The 14,509-nt window shown below is 55.6% G+C and carries 12 protein-coding genes; 6 read left to right on the forward strand and 6 right to left on the reverse strand.

The features are described 5' to 3' along the window. Positions 1-300 (reverse strand): NitrOD5 domain-containing protein, encoded by a 300-nt coding sequence (locus A3L08_RS04410; RefSeq protein ID WP_088853873.1) that lies wholly within the window; start codon positions 298-300, stop codon positions 1-3. Next, positions 293-1,654 carry an ATPase domain-containing protein gene (locus A3L08_RS04415; protein ID WP_088853874.1) on the reverse strand — a complete coding sequence of 454 codons (1,362 nt, stop codon included), beginning with the start codon at positions 1,652-1,654 and terminating at the stop codon, positions 293-295. The genes A3L08_RS04410 and A3L08_RS04415 overlap by 8 nt, the downstream gene beginning before the upstream one ends. A gap of 194 nt (positions 1,655-1,848) precedes the next feature. Between A3L08_RS04415 and fni the strand changes: the two genes are divergently transcribed. The 4 genes from fni (at position 1,849) to A3L08_RS04435 (ending at position 6,938) form a co-directional block, all read left to right on the forward strand. Continuing rightward, positions 1,849-2,973, forward strand: a complete 1,125-nt coding sequence (gene fni / locus A3L08_RS04420; RefSeq protein ID WP_088853875.1) for a type 2 isopentenyl-diphosphate Delta-isomerase — start codon at positions 1,849-1,851, stop codon at positions 2,971-2,973. 109 nt (positions 2,974-3,082) lie between these two features. Next, complete coding sequence (locus tag A3L08_RS04425; RefSeq protein ID WP_088853876.1) at positions 3,083-4,417, forward strand: RNase J family beta-CASP ribonuclease; 1,335 nt, start codon at positions 3,083-3,085, stop codon at positions 4,415-4,417. A 75-nt stretch (positions 4,418-4,492) separates the two neighbouring features. Then, the gene (locus A3L08_RS04430; RefSeq protein ID WP_088853877.1) at positions 4,493-5,524 is read left to right on the forward strand and encodes a polyprenyl synthetase family protein; all 1,032 of its coding nucleotides are present in this window, start codon (positions 4,493-4,495) and stop codon (positions 5,522-5,524) included. 70 nt (positions 5,525-5,594) lie between these two features. After that, positions 5,595-6,938, forward strand: coding sequence for a M20/M25/M40 family metallo-hydrolase (locus A3L08_RS04435; protein ID WP_394335137.1), 1,344 nt, complete (start codon positions 5,595-5,597; stop codon positions 6,936-6,938). Here A3L08_RS04435 and A3L08_RS10110 read toward each other — a convergent pair whose 3' ends face one another. The 3 genes from A3L08_RS10110 to leuS all read right to left on the reverse strand — a co-directional run bounded on the left by A3L08_RS10110 (position 6,939) and on the right by leuS (position 10,773). Beyond that, positions 6,939-7,340, reverse strand: a complete 402-nt coding sequence (locus A3L08_RS10110; RefSeq protein ID WP_232461767.1) for a hypothetical protein — start codon at positions 7,338-7,340, stop codon at positions 6,939-6,941. It abuts the gene before it with no gap. A gap of 14 nt (positions 7,341-7,354) precedes the next feature. After that, entirely contained in the window at positions 7,355-7,750 is a 396-nt protein-coding gene (locus A3L08_RS10115) for a methyltransferase domain-containing protein (RefSeq protein WP_232461768.1), read from the reverse strand. A 119-nt stretch (positions 7,751-7,869) separates the two neighbouring features. Beyond that, complete coding sequence (leuS, locus tag A3L08_RS04445) at positions 7,870-10,773, reverse strand: leucine--tRNA ligase (RefSeq protein WP_088853879.1); 2,904 nt, start codon at positions 10,771-10,773, stop codon at positions 7,870-7,872. Positions 10,774-10,997: 224 nt separating this feature from the next. Between leuS and A3L08_RS04450 the strand changes: the two genes are divergently transcribed. Further along, positions 10,998-12,602, forward strand: a complete 1,605-nt coding sequence (locus tag A3L08_RS04450) for an amidohydrolase (protein ID WP_232461769.1) — start codon at positions 10,998-11,000, stop codon at positions 12,600-12,602. Between the two features lie 14 nt (positions 12,603-12,616). On the opposite strand, the gene A3L08_RS04455 is transcribed toward A3L08_RS04450, so the two are convergent. After that, a complete protein-coding gene (locus A3L08_RS04455; protein WP_088853880.1) occupies positions 12,617-13,693 on the reverse strand; it encodes a M24 family metallopeptidase in 1,077 nt (358 codons plus the stop codon). 127 nt (positions 13,694-13,820) lie between these two features. On the opposite strand from A3L08_RS04455, the gene A3L08_RS04460 reads away from it, so the two are divergent. Then, complete coding sequence (locus tag A3L08_RS04460) at positions 13,821-14,405, forward strand: 50S ribosomal protein L15e (protein ID WP_088853881.1); 585 nt, start codon at positions 13,821-13,823, stop codon at positions 14,403-14,405. The last annotated feature ends 104 nt before the right edge of the window (positions 14,406-14,509 follow it).

The raw sequence follows: 14,509 nt of genomic DNA on the forward strand, positions 1-14,509 counted from the left end.
TCACTCACCGTAGATCCTCTTGAGCTCGGAAACGAGGTCCTCAAGGCTTTCCACTGTTACAGAACCTCCAAAGCGATCCTTAAGGCTGTCTATGACAACCATCTCAAGCAATCTTGCGCTGTACTCTCCGAAGAGCCTTCCAACGGCGGCCTTGAAAGCTGAAGGATCCTCGTAGGCGAGCTCGAGGCCTTTCCCTGTGGTGACCCTCAGGTGGGTCTCCAGGACGGCCTTTAACCCAGGGTTGACTTTCTCAAGGGCAGCGGAGAGGGCCTTTGTCAGTATCTCGGCTCCTTTACTCATAAATAACCACCCCCTCATCTGTTATCTCGTAGCGGTAAATCTTCCTCGAATGGTTCGAGCCCCTGGCCTTTACAACGGCCAGCCGGCGCTCTATCCTGTCATTGACCAGTTCATAGCGGAGGCCAATTATAACGTCTGTGAGAGTGCTGGCTCCGGTCATCGGGACGACCCTGAAGTCGGTCTCGTCGTTCAGGGTGAAGTATATGGTGGTCCTGTACTCCTTGGTGAGCAGGGTAAGGTAGCGGAGCATCTTGGTAAGCTCCTTTTCATTCATATGCTGCTTCAACGCGGTAAGGCTGTCCACGACGAGGACTTCCGGCTTATGCTCCTCTATAGCCCTCTTTATCCTGATGAAGGTCTGAACCGGGGTATGGGCTTCGGGGATTATGTTGAGAATGTTGAGGTTCCCGTTGAGAACCTTCTCTATTGGGAGGCCGTAGTTCTTGGCCGCCCTGAGGAGCTGGTCCATCGGCTCTTCGAAGGCCAGGTAAAGGGCCTTTCTTCCCTCCAGCGCGTTGTTCACGGCGAAGTGGAGGGCGAAGGTGGTCTTCCCCGTTCCCGTCATGCCAACGAGCAAAACGCTGGAGCCCCTGTAGAGGCCTCCGCCCACAATCTCGTCGAGCTTCTTTATTCCCGTGCTTATTTTCTCCCACGTCGGCTCGATCTCAGCCCTCCTGAGCTCGGGGATGTCCAGGAACTCTATACCATGTGAGCTTATGGTGTACTCGAACTGGGGCTTCTTGATGCTCCTGCGCCTCATCTTCCTGACTTCCATCAGCCGGATAAGGGACTCCCCAAGGCTCTTCGACTTGAGGACTATAACCCCATCGACCACGAACTCCTCTATACCGTAACCGACCTTTTCCTGGCCCATGGGCTTCTCGGCTATGAGAAGAACCGTGGCGCCGGTGGCCTTCATGAACCTTCCCAAAGTTGTATGAAGGAACGCTCTGAGCTTTGCCTGCCCCATGAGCTGGCCGAAGACGCTTATAGAGTCTAGGACCACCCTCTGTGGCTGGAAAGTCAGTATCTCGCCCATTATGAGCTCTATTTCCTTCTCTATGGTCTCAGAAGAGACTGTGACCAAGTCTATGAACTTGAAGAGGCCCTTCTGTTCGAGTTCCCCAAAGTCCATTCCGAGCTGCTTCATCTCCTCGAAGAAGTCCGTCTTGGTCTCGGCGAACGAGATATAAACCCCTTTCTCACCGAACTTTTTGGCGCCGTTGTAGAGCCACGTTGAGGAAAAGATCGTCTTCCCCGAACCTGGTTCTCCTGCCACGAGGATGAGCGCTCCCTCCGGAAAGCCGCCTTCTACAACCTGCTCATCGAAGAAATCTATGCCCATCTTTCTCATGCGTTTTCACCATTTTTTAATCATGGATTTTGATCCTTATTAAGTTTATCTTTCGAACCCACGAGTATTTTGTGATATTTCAGTGAGAGACTGCCACACGATTGCTCTACTCACATTTATTCTCCAGTATCAGGTTTACCCCGCCCACCCAAAACCTCTTAACTTCCCCCACCTTTTTCCATCCGGTGGTGTGAATGCAGGCCTTTGATAAAGAGGAACTCACGGTCATCAGGAAGTTCGAGCACATAGAACACTGCCTCAAGAGGAACGTGCAAGCACACGTTTCCAACGGGTTTGAGGACGTTCATTTTGTCCACATGAGCCTTCCCGAGATCGACAAGGACGAGATCGACATGAGCGTTGAGTTCCTCGGGAGGCGTTTTGACTACCCGATTTTCATAGCGGGAATGACGGGTGGGACTAAGGGCTCCCAGCTGGCTGGAAGGATAAACAAGACCTTGGCCAAAGCCGCCCAGGAGCTTAACATACCCATGGGCGTTGGGAGCCAGAGGGCGATGATAAGAAAGCCCGAGACCTGGGAGAGCTACTACGTGAGAGATGTGGCTCCAGACGTTTTTCTCGTCGGCAACCTTGGGGCACCGCAGTTCGCCGAGACGATGCCGGAGCGCTACGGATTGGAGGAGGCTCTGAGGGCTGTTGAGACAATTCAGGCCGATGCCCTAGCCATACACATGAACCCCCTCCAGGAGAGCGTCCAGCCCGAGGGGGATACGCAGTACAGGGGCGTTCTTAAAGCATTAGCCGAACTTAAAGCCGAGTTCCCATACCCGATAATAGCGAAGGAAACAGGAGCGGGAGTTTCGAAGGAAGTGGCCATAAGACTTGAGAGTATAGGGATTGACGCCATCGATGTAGGCGGCCTCGGCGGGACGAGCTGGAGTGCAGTCGAGTATTACAGGGTGAAGGACGAGATCGGAAAGGGCTTGGCCCTGCGCTTCTGGGACTGGGGCATCAAAACGGCCATAAGCGTTGCCGAAGTGCGCTATTCGACCGATCTGCCGATAATAGCCACTGGCGGGATGAGAGATGGAATAACTATAGCAAAGGCTCTGGCAATGGGGGCCACCTTCGCCGGTGTGGCACTTCCGCTCCTCAAGCCAGCTGTAAAGGGCGATGTTGAGGGCGTGATTAAAATCCTGAGGCGCTACATCGAGGAAATCAGGAACGCGATGTTCCTTGTTGGTGCTAGGAATGTTGAAGAGCTGAGAAAAGTTCCGCTCGTGATTACGGGCTTCACAAGGGAGTGGCTGGAGCAGAGGATTGATCTGAGGGAATACCTTCGGGGCGGCAGGCTCTGACCTTTCTTTTCTCCCTTTGAAATGCACACCTTTTTAAACCCTCGGGACAACTAAGACCAACGCAGCCCCACGCCTCAGGAGAGGCCTGGGGGCGTAAGGAGGAATAGACATGATAAAAATCTACACTCTTAGCGGCTACGAGGAAGTCGGCAAGAACATGACGGCCGTCGGCTATACCAACGGCGGCAGGGAAGAGGTAGTTATAATCGACATGGGTATAAGGCTCGACCGCGTTCTAATCCACGAGGATGTGAACATCCAGGAGTTTCCAACGAAGGAGCTCCAGAAGCTCGGAGCAATCCCGGACGACTCTGTTCTAAGGAACAAGAAGGTCGTCGCCATAACCTTCACCCACGGCCACCTCGACCACATAGGGGCGATAGGAAAGCTCGCACCCCACTACCCTGACGTGCCGGTGTACGGGACGCCGTACACCATAAAGCTCGCCAAAAGCGAGGTCAAGAGCGAGAAGTACTTCGAGGTCAAGAACCCCATGTACGAGACCCAGTTCGGCGAGATAGTGCAGGTCAGCGAGAACCTCGCGATAGAGTTCGTCCAGATAACCCACTCGATACCGCAGGCGGCCATGGTGGTCGTTCACACGCCCGAAGGCGCAGTAGTTCACACCGGCGACTTCAAGTTCGACAACAACAACCCGCTCGGCGAGAAGCCTGACTACAAGCGCCTCAAGGAGCTCGGAAAGGAGGGCGTTAAGGTCCTCATACCGGAATCCACGCGCGTCTCAGAGCCGACTAAAACCCCAAGTGAGGCCGTTGCTCAAATGCTCCTCGAGGACTTCTTCCTCTACGAGGGCATGGAGGAGGATGGGTTAATAGCAACGACCTTCGCCAGCCACATCCCGCGCCTCCAGGAGCTCATCTGGATAGCCAACAAGATGGGCAGGCAGGCGGTTTTTGTAGGCCGCTCACTGGCGAAGTACACGGGAATAGCGAAGCAGCTCGGCCTCATAAGAATGAAAGGAGCCAGGGCCGTCAGGAGCCCCAACGCGATAAAGAAGGTTCTCGCAGAGGTTTCCGGCGCGAGGGAGAACTACCTGCTCGTCGTCACCGGCCACCAGGGTGAGCCTGGAGCGGTTCTTACCAGAATGGCCAACGGAGAGCTCTACGACATAGGCAAGCGCGACACGGTGGTATTCTCCGCGGGGACGATACCGAACCCGCTCAACAAGGCCCAGCGCTACGTCCTCGAGACGAAGCTCAAGATGAAGGGCGTCAGGATGATAAAGGACCTCCACGTGAGCGGCCACGCGAGCAGGGAAGACCACCGCTACTTACTGAGGATGCTCAATCCGGAGAACATCGTTCCGGCCCACGGCGAGTTCAGGATGCTAACCCACTACGCGGAATTGGCAGAGGAGGAAGGCTACCTCATAGGGCGCGATGTTTTTGTGTCGAGGAACGGATACACGGTTGAGATACGCTGAACGTCGAGGGCAAAACTGATAAAGGATGCCCCCTTTCTTTTTCCAGCTTACTCTCATCACTCACGGGGTGGTAGAATGGGGAAGTACGATGAGCTGTTCATGAGGATTAAGGAGAAAGCCAAGGACGTTGATAGAGTCATTCTAGAACTGGTGCCTGAGAAGGAGCCAAAGAGCCTGTACGAAGCTTCCCGCCACTACCCGCTCGCGGGAGGGAAGCGCGTCAGGCCGTTCGTCGTTCTTCGCGCGACTGAGGCCGTTGGTGGTGACCCAGAGAAGGCCATCTATCCGGCCGCATCGGTTGAGTTCATACACAATTACTCCCTCGTCCACGACGACATAATGGACATGGACGAGCTGAGGCGCGGAAGGCCGACCGTCCACAAGCTCTGGGGAGTTAATATGGCTATCCTGGCTGGAGACCTTCTCTTCAGCAAGGCTTTCGAGGCGATAGCAAAGGCCGAGGTTCCCCCGGAGAAGAAGGCGAGAATCCTCGACGTCCTTGTCAGAACTTCGAACATGCTCTGCGAGGGCCAGGCCCTCGACATAGAGTTCGAGACGAGGGAAGAGGTGGGTGTCGACGAGTACCTCAGGATGATAAGCGGCAAGACGGGGGCACTCTTCCAGGGTTCGGCTGAGATTGGAGCCATCGTCGGAACTGATAACGAGGAGTACATTCAGGCTTTGTCAAAGTGGGGCATGAACGTCGGCATAGCCTTCCAGATATGGGACGACGTGCTCGACCTCATAGCTGACGAGGAGAAGCTGGGCAAGCCCGTCGGCAGCGACATAAGGAAGGGCAAGAAGACCCTCATAGTGAGCCACTTCTTCGACCACGCGAGCGAGGAGGACAAGACCGAGTTCCTCAAGGTCTTCGGAAAGTACGCCGGAGATGCAAAGGGCGACGCCCTCATACACGACGAGAAGGTGAAGGAAGAGGTTGCCAAGGCCATTGAGCTCCTCAAGAAGTACGGGAGCATTGACTATGCCGCTCAATACGCCAAGAACCTCATCAAAGAAGCAAACGAAGCTTTGAAGGTCCTCCCGGAGAGCGAGGCGAGGAGGGATCTGGAGCTTCTCGCTGAGTTCCTGGTTGAGAGGGAGTTCTGAACCCCCTTCGGACTTTTCTCCCAATTTGTTCCTTCTCCATTTGCTCCAGCAACCCTTAAATAGCATTTCGATGTTTATCTCAACGGTGGCGGTTATGGAGGTTCTGGAACTCCTATCTGAACTCGTCTCTTTTGAAACAGTTAACGACCCGGCAAGGGGGATAAAGCCGTCGAAGGACTGCCCGCGCTTCATAATGGATCGTCTCTCCGAGTGGGGAATTGAGAGCAGGCTGCTTGAAAGGGACGGCTACTACGCGGTCTACGGCGAAATCGGAGAAGGAAAGCCAAGGCTCCTCTTCATGGCCCACTTCGACGTCGTGCCCGTCAACCCCGCGGAGTGGGAGACCGACCCGTTCAGGCTCACGGTAGAGGGGAACCGTGCCTACGGGAGGGGCAGCGCCGACGATAAGGGGAATGTAGCTTCCATAATGCTCGCCCTTAGAGAGCTCTCGAGGGAGAGGCTGAACGGGAAAGTCCTGTTCGCCTTCACCGGGGACGAGGAGATAGGCGGGAGGATGGCCATGCACATCGCCGAAAAACTGAGCAAGGAAGGCAAGCTCCCGGAGTACATGATAAACGCCGATGGCATCGGTATGGTGCCCATAATCCGGAGGAGGAAGGGCTTTGGAGTCATGCTTCGCATCCCCTCGGAGAGGGTCAGGGTCAAGGGCAGGCTCAGAGAGAAGACATTCAGAATAAGCACTCCTGTGGTGGAGACGAGGCACGCCGCCTATTTTCTGCCCGGGGTTGATACACACCCGATGATAGCGGCTTCTCACTTCCTGAGGAGCAGGAACGCTCTGGCCGTCTCCCTGGAGGGGAGCTTCCTCAAGGGGAACGTTGTGCCGGGCGAGGTGAGGCTCAAGTACATCGAACCGGGCGAAGGCGGAGATGTGGAAGTTGATTTGGGTCTTACAAGGCTCCTGAAGGCAATAGTCCCCCTCGTTAGGGCACCTATAAAGACCGAGAGGTACAGCGACTACGGCGTCTCCATAACCCCAAACCTCTACACCCTGGAGGGCGGGGAGCACGTTCTGAGGATAGACGTAAGGGCAATGAGCCGCTCCAAAGAGGATATCGAGCGGGCGATGAGGGAAGTGGTCGAGTTCAATCTCCCCGGGGCGGAGCTCACAGTGATGACGAACGAAAAAGCCGGCTATCTCTTCACACAGCCGGGAGAGAGGATAGTGAGGGTGATGCTGGAAGTGCTGGAAGGCGAGGGTGAGAGGGCCGAGCCCATCGAGGGGCCCGGGGCGGCGGACTCAAGGTTCTTCACCCCCTACGGGGTCAGGGCAATAGACTTCGGCCCGAGGGGAGGCAACATCCACGGCCCGAACGAGTACGTCGAGGTGGACTCACTCGAGAAGATGCCCAGGATATACAAAGGGGTGGCGCTGAGGCTGCTTGGGGGGTAGTTATTCTCTTGCCAGCATGTACCCCACCGGCAGATGCTCGGCTCCACTCTTCCACTTTTCGTATGCTGCGTCCCATCTTTTTAGAAGATCAACGCGCTTTTTCTCGTCTTTTATTCCCTCCACGTATTCCCGTGGAATGTATGCCAGGTAGTGCGGAAGGCCAGGCTCGAAGGTTCCGCTTTCGATTATCTCTCCGCCCGCTTTCTCGACGAGTTCTTTGAGTTCCTCCATAGTTGGATAATGCAGGTCGTCCTTTTCGCCAAAGAGCGCCTCAAAGATCTCCTCTCGAAGGTTGTAGAGTTCGAGGTGTGCCCTTTGCCTCTCGTTGTTCGCCACCGGCAGGCTCTCGGCTATGAAGACCCTATCCGCAACGCGGAGCATCTCGGAGATTACTTTTATCATCGTCTCCTCGTTCTTCAAACTTCGTATTCCGTGAACGAGGACGACCATGTCGAAGGCTTTGAACGGGAATGGAGCTCCCTCGCGTCGAGCTTTAGGGGAATTACCCCCTGTTTCACGCTTGCCGATGAGATTATTTCCTCGAAGAAGCACCACCTTGATTTATCAACCGCCACAACGCGGCCGGTTTCGCCAACGAGATAGGCGAGGGGAACCGTTGTTAGAGCGTGAGCGCCGCAGCCGATTTCGAGGACGTTCGTGCCTTCTCTTATCGGTGCAAACCGGAGAACGCGGAAGCGTTCGAGCATTTCAAGATGAAGCCAATCGGGAGGCAATGGAAGTTCATTCCGGGGCGAGATTTTGGGAAGGACGTCCTTCTTGAAGGCTTCCTCACTAACCGGTATGAAAAACACCGGAAAATGCTAAAGGGCTTTTCTTTAAGGAGTTTTCGGAGAAAAGGTTTTATAAGGTGGGGTTGAAGTAATTACAGGTCAAAAAATTAAACTTAGAAAAAAAGAAGTGGATGAGATCATCACTCCACAAACACCGCAGGCTTCAGCGGCATGGCCTGCCTCTTCTTTCCACCCTTGTCTTCCTCAGCGTTGATGATTATCTCCAGGCCGAGCTCCTTCTCCATGAAGTCCTTCGCCTCTCTCAGCGCTTTCTCCTCGTCAATGCGCTTCACTTCAAAGGCGCGCTCCTTGATGAGTCTCTGGATGAGCTTGCTTACCTCCTTGCCGTGCTTCCTCATCTCCGGGTCCTTCATCAGCTCGGCCATAGCTGACTTGAAGTCCCTCTTTTCTGCAACAACTTCAACAACGCGCCACTTCCACTCCGGGGCGGTGTAGATGTAGACCCTCTTGGCATCTTCTAGCTTGGCAACTCTTATTATCTCCTTGATGTCCTCGATGACGGACTGGACGAACTGCTCTTCAGCCTCTACCGTCTCGTTCCACCACTCCTCGACGGGTTCGGGCCACTTCGCCAGGCTTACGAAGCCCTCTCCGCCGAGCTTCTCCCAGAGCTCCTCCGCTATGTGTGGTGTGAAGGGCGCCATGAGCCTGACCCAGACCTCGGCGAGCTTCCTCAGTACATAGCGCTTGGCCTCGTCGTCCCTGCCCTCTGTCCTCCTTAGGTACCAGCGCAGGTCGTTGAGAACTGAGTAGAACGCCCACTGCACTGCCGTCCTCGTCCTGAACTCCTCGAGGGCCTTGGTTGTTTCCTCGATGGCCTTGTTGAGGCGGTGGAGCATCCAGCGGTCGATGTCCTTGAGTTCAACATCTTCCTTGGCCTCGTAGGTGGAGAAATCGCTTATCAGCTCGTAGAACCTCTCAACCTGCCTGCGGAGCTTGCCGACCTCCTTCCTGCGCCAGTCGAAGTCGCTGTCGTGCTCGGCAAGGCCCATTATGTATAGCCTCACGACATCTGCCCCGTTCTCCTCGATGGCATCTATGAAGTTCAGCACGTTGCCCTTGCTCTTGCTCATCTTCTGGCCCTCAAGCGTTCCGAAGCCGTTTACCGCTATTCCCCTTGGCCAGTGCTCCTTCCTGAAGACTGCGGTGTGGTTGAAGATGAAGAACGTCAGGTGGTTCGGGATGAGGTCTTTCGCCGAGCAGCGCCAGTCGAGCGGGTACCAGTACTCGAACTCCTCTTTCATCTCGTGGATTATCTCCGCTGGAATTCCGGTCTTCTCTGCGAGCTTTTTCTCCTTCTCCTCATCAAAGTCCTCGCGGAAGATGTAGTCAAAGAACTCTCTATCGAGCTTCTCCGGGTCAAGCTTGCCTTCGTCCCTAAGGCGGTTCATGTGCCTGCTTATCGTGTAGTAAGCCATGTAGATGGTCGAGTCGCTAAGGCTCTCGATTACCCAGTCTGGATCCCACGGGAGAGGCGTTCCAAGGCCGACCTTCCTTGCGCAGGCCTTCTTGTCGAGCCAGTCTATTACCGCCTCGAACTGTGCTCTCCTGCTCTCCGGGTAAATCGTCATGTTGGCCAGAGCTTCCCTCGCCTTCTCCTTCCATTCGGGGTTGCCGTAGTCGATGAACCACTGGTCGTGGATTATCTTGATGACCGCCTGGTTGCCAAAGCGGCTTATTACCGGCTTCTCGGCGAACTCGTACATTATCTCCGCTGTGCCCTTCTCCTGGAGTTCCTTCGCTATGAGGTCCTTGACCTCCTGGACGGGCTTACCAGCGTACGGCTCTATCTTGAAGACGCCCTTGTGGTACTCCGCCTTGTAGATGTTCTTGGTAGCTTCTTCGAGCTTCTCAACGTCCTTCTGGCTCTTCACACCAAGCCTCTCGGCCTCCTCGACGGCCGGGAACTCACCGTAGCCCTCAAGTTTGATCAGCGAGATGTAGCTTATCTCCTCGACAACTCTAGGATCTATATCGTACTTGAGCAGGATCTCGGTTTCCTTCTTCAGGTCTTCCAGAGCGATGTGGTCGAAGGGAGCATGAGCTGGGACGCTCATGACAACGCCGGTTGCGTTGTTGGGGTCAACGAACTCCGCCGGGAGGATTATTATCTCGTCACCGGTCACTGGGTTCTTCACGTATTTTCCGATGAGCCTCTCGCCCTTGAACTCCTCGATTACCTCTATCTCCCTGTCCTGGAAGGAGAGCTTGTAGGCGGCCTCCTTGCTGACTATCCAGGTTTCCTCTTTTCCGTTGCGCCTAACCTTCGCCTTGACGTAGGTTGCCTCAGGGTTCAGCCACATGTTGGTGACGCCGTATACCGTCTCTGGCCTCAGCGTTGCCGCGGGAAGGTAGATTTCTTCGCCGTCTTCCTCGAGGATGAACTTGATTATGACGTAGTCCAGAATCTGGACGTCCTCGCCCTCCATTATGTCGTGGTCTCCCAGTGGCGTACCGACAACCGGATCCCAGCGGACACGGTGAGCCCCCTTGACGACCAGTCCCATGTCCTTGAGCGTCCAGAACTGCCACTCGATGAACTTGCTGAAGGGCGGGAACAGGCTTGTGGTGTGGAACTCACGCGTCCAGTCGACGGAGAAACCGGCCCTGATGAAGGTCTCCTTGGCGGCCTTCATGAAGTACTTCACGATTTCCTTCGGGTCTTCAAATTTCCAGAGTATCTCCTCAGGGACTTTGTAGACGTCGCGATAGACGTGGATGGTCTTCGGGTCGCGGTTCTTTATGCGCTCCGCTATTCCGACTATCGGCGCGCCAGTGATGTGCCATCCCATCGGGAATAACACGTTGTAGCCCTGCATTCTCTTAAAGCGCGCTATTACGTCCGGGATCGTGTATGTCCTCGCGTGGCCGACGTGGAGGTGACCCGAGAGGTAGGGGAAAGCTACAGTTATGTAGAACTTCTTCTCCTTGGGCTTCGCGTTCCTGTCGGGCTCGAAAACCCTCTCCTCCATCCATTTCCTCTGCCACTTTTCCTCAATGGCCTTGAAGTCAAGCTCAGCCATGCCTAAAACCTCCTTTAGCTTTGATTTTCAACACTGAGAGTCCAGGGGGAACTCCAAAAGAGCGAGACTCAGGAATAGGGGGGTTATCGGGGAAATCAGTTACCGCTGAGATTACGGTGGAGAAGACACTCCCCCCTCATCAGCATCGCTTCTGGTAACGGAATTGAGTATTTAAGGTTTTTGGCGCTCCGCGGGCTTTTTATATCCTTTCGATGCAGATTTTAATGGTGGTGCTCGTGAAAGCGTTCGTCAACGGAAGGATATACGTCTCTTTTAAGCCTCTGAAGACCGTCGATGCGATTCTTGTGGCGTCTGGAAGAATTGTCTACGCGGGCTCGAGCGAGATGGCCATAAAAATCGCCCGGGAGCTCGGCGGTGAGGTGGTTGACCTGGAGGGCAGGGTCGTTCTGCCAGGCTTCATTGACTCCCATCTCCACCTGGAGGAGCTCGGGATGTACCTCGAGACCCTCGACCTCAGGGGCGTTGGGAGCATAGCGGAGCTCAAGGAGAGGGTTAGGAGCTACGCTGAGATCGCCAAAACGAGCTGGATACTGGGACATGGCTGGGATCAGGAACTTTTCGAGGAAAATCGCTGGCCCATGCGCTGGGACATTGACGAGGTCGTCGATGACAGACCCGTTATGCTCTCCCGTGTCTGCCTTCACGCTGCCGTCCTCAACACGGAGGCGATGGAGTTAGCAGGTTTGTTGGATTCGGAACTCCCCGGTGTCATGCGGGATGAAAACGGAGAAGTCACAGGCGTCGTCAAGGAGGAGGCCTTCGAACTCGCCCGCGAGAAGTTCAAGGAGACACTAACCCTCGAGGACTACGAGCACTTCGTGAAGATGGCTGTCGACTACGCCGCCTCCTTGGGGATAACTGCCGTTGGAACTGTGAGCGTTGAGGAGAAAACGTTGAAAGCCATATCCAACCTCGAGGAGCGCGGGGAGCTCAAGATACGGGTCTTCGCGTACATCGACCCCGGAAAGAGGGAGGTAAAGGGGAATGGCATGTTCGGAAACCTGGACGTCCTCGATTCCCTCAAAAAGCTCGGAATCAGGCGCGGCTTTGGGAGGGGGAAGCTGAGAATAAACGGGATTAAGGTTCTCGCCGACGGCTCCCTCGGGGCAAGGACGGCGTGGCTGAGCGAGCCCTACAGCGACGCGCCAACACAAGGCTACGCCAACATCTCGAGGGAACTCCTTGAGAAAATCGTGAGGGGCGCTCACGAAGCCGGACTCCAGATGGCCGTCCACGGAATAGGGGACGCGACAATAGACATGATACTGGACGTTTATTCCTCGCTCGACGACCCTGGAAAGCTCAGGCACAGGATAGAGCACGCCTCGATTCTGAGGCCGGATCAAATTGAGAGGATGGCCCGGCTCGGGGTAGTCGGAGCGGTTCAGCCCCACTTCGTGGTGACCGACTGGTGGGCGGTTAGAAGGGTTGGAAAGGAGCGCGCCGGCTGGGTTTATCCCTTCAGGAGCATGCTCGATGCGGGGATAGTCCTCGGTTTCGGTACGGATTCGCCCATAGAGCCCACCAACCCCTGGGAGACGGTTTATGCAGCGGTAACGCGCGGAAAATACGAGGGCGCGGAGCCCTACGAGTACACGAAAAACGAGGCCCTATCATTGGAAGAAGCCCTGCACGCCTACACCTACGGCTCCGCCTACATACTGGGTGCGGAGGATGAGCTTGGAACGCTTGAAGAAGGCAAGTTCGCGGACTTCGTTGTGGTAGACAAAGACCCCTTCGGAATGGATGAGAGGAAACTCAGGGAGGTAAAGGTGCTGGAGACGTACGTGGGTGGGGAAAAGGTGTAAATGAGCTGCCGGGCTCAGAGGGTTATAAGCTCCCTCTCAGCCCTCGTCAGCCTCTTCCCCCTCCCGTCTATCACCGCCACGTCGTCCTCTATCCTAACGCCGCCGAGGCCGGGGACGTAGATGCCCGGCTCTATCGTGAAGGTCATGCCGTTTTCGAGGATTACTTCGCTGTCTGGCCCTATATAAGGTTCCTCGTGCACATCTAAGCCAAGACCGTGTCCTGTCCTGTGGGTGAAGTACTTGCCATAACCTGCCGCCGAAATCACGCCCCGCGCGGCGGCGTCAACATCTTTTGCTTTTACTCCTTCCCTAACCGTCCTGTAAGCTTTTTCCTGTGCCTCCTTGACAGTCTCGTATATCTCGACCAGCCTTTCGTTCGGCTTTCCGAGCGCTATCGTTCGCGTTATGTCCGAGCAGTAGCCCTTCCACTTTGCACCGTAGTCGAGGATAACGAGGTCGCCCTTTCTAAGGTGCCTGTTTCCAGGGGCATGGTGCGGGTTGGCGGCGTTCTCACCGCTCGCCACGATGGGTTCGAAGGATATTCCGTCGGAAAGCTCCCTTACGGCAAGCTCTATCTTCAAAGCCAGCTCGCTCTCGCGCATCCCGAGGAGGTCCCAGCTTAGGAGCTCTTCAAAGACCCTGTCGACGACTTTAGCCGCGTGCTTCATGTAGTCTATTTCCTTCTCATCTTTCCTCATTCTCAGCTCCCTAATAACGGAACTAAGCGGATAGAACTCAAACCCCCTGTTTCCAACGCGGAAGATGTTGATCAGCCAATCAGCGCGCATGGTGTCCTCGACGAGCAGTTTTCCGGACGAAAGCTTGAACTCCGCGAGGATCCAGGCGAGCTTCTCATAGGGGTTCTCGCCGTCGCGCCAGAAGGTAGCCGGGAAGTTCCTGACAACGTTCTCATAAAGGCTCGGCGCGAGGAGGCGGTAGTTTCCGTCTGAGCTGACGACTAGAACCGTGGGTCTCTCGCCGGCCTCGTGAATGTGCAGTCCCGTGAGGTAGTACAGGTTCGTTCCGGGGCTTATTAGAGCACCGTCAAAGCCGCGCTCCTTCATCAGAGAGACGAATCTATCGAGGCGCATGTGCTTCACCGTACCGACTACTCCGCAACCCTTAAAAACTCAACCTCCAACCTCGACCGACTAGGCGGGGTCAACCCGCGGGATGTTCCCGTAAGGGAGAACCACAAACACGGAAGGGGTGAACGAGATGAGCATGTACAAGTACATTAGGGAAGCCTGGAAGAGCCCGAAGAAGAGCTACGTTGGCGACCTTCTCAAGGCCAGGATGATAAAGTGGAGGAGGGAGCCGGTTGTCGTCCGCGCCGAGAGGCCGACCAGGCTCGACCGCGCCCGCTCTCTCGGCTACCAGGCCAAGCAGGGCTACGTTATCGTCCGCGTCCGCGTGAGGAAGGGCGGTAGGAAGAGGCCCAGGTGGAAGGGCGGAAGGAAGCCCTCCAAGATGGGTATGGTCAAGTACTCACCAAAGAAGAGCCTTCAGTGGATAGCCGAGGAGAAGGCCGCTCGCAAGTACCCGAACCTCGAGGTCCTCAACAGCTACTGGGTCGGCGAGGATGGTATGTACAAGTGGTTTGAGGTCATAATGGTCGACCCGCACCACCCGGTCATCAAGGCCGACCCGAAGATCAACTGGATAACCGGTAAGGCCCACAAGGGACGCGTCTTCCGCGGCCTCACCAGCGCCGGTAGGAAGAGCCGCGGCCTGAGGAACAAGGGCAAAGGTGCTGAAAAGGTCAGGCCCAGCATAAGGGCCAACAAGGGCAGGGGCAAGTGAAGCCCCTTGATCTTCTTCTATTCTAAGGCACTGCCTGCTTTTGGTATGGAGCTCCCCCGGATTCTCGGGGATTAGCTTTTAAAGCCGCCCCTCCAATTCACTTT

Source organism: Thermococcus pacificus, from assembly GCF_002214485.1.
GTDB classification, from domain to species: Archaea; Methanobacteriota_B; Thermococci; order Thermococcales; family Thermococcaceae; genus Thermococcus; species Thermococcus pacificus.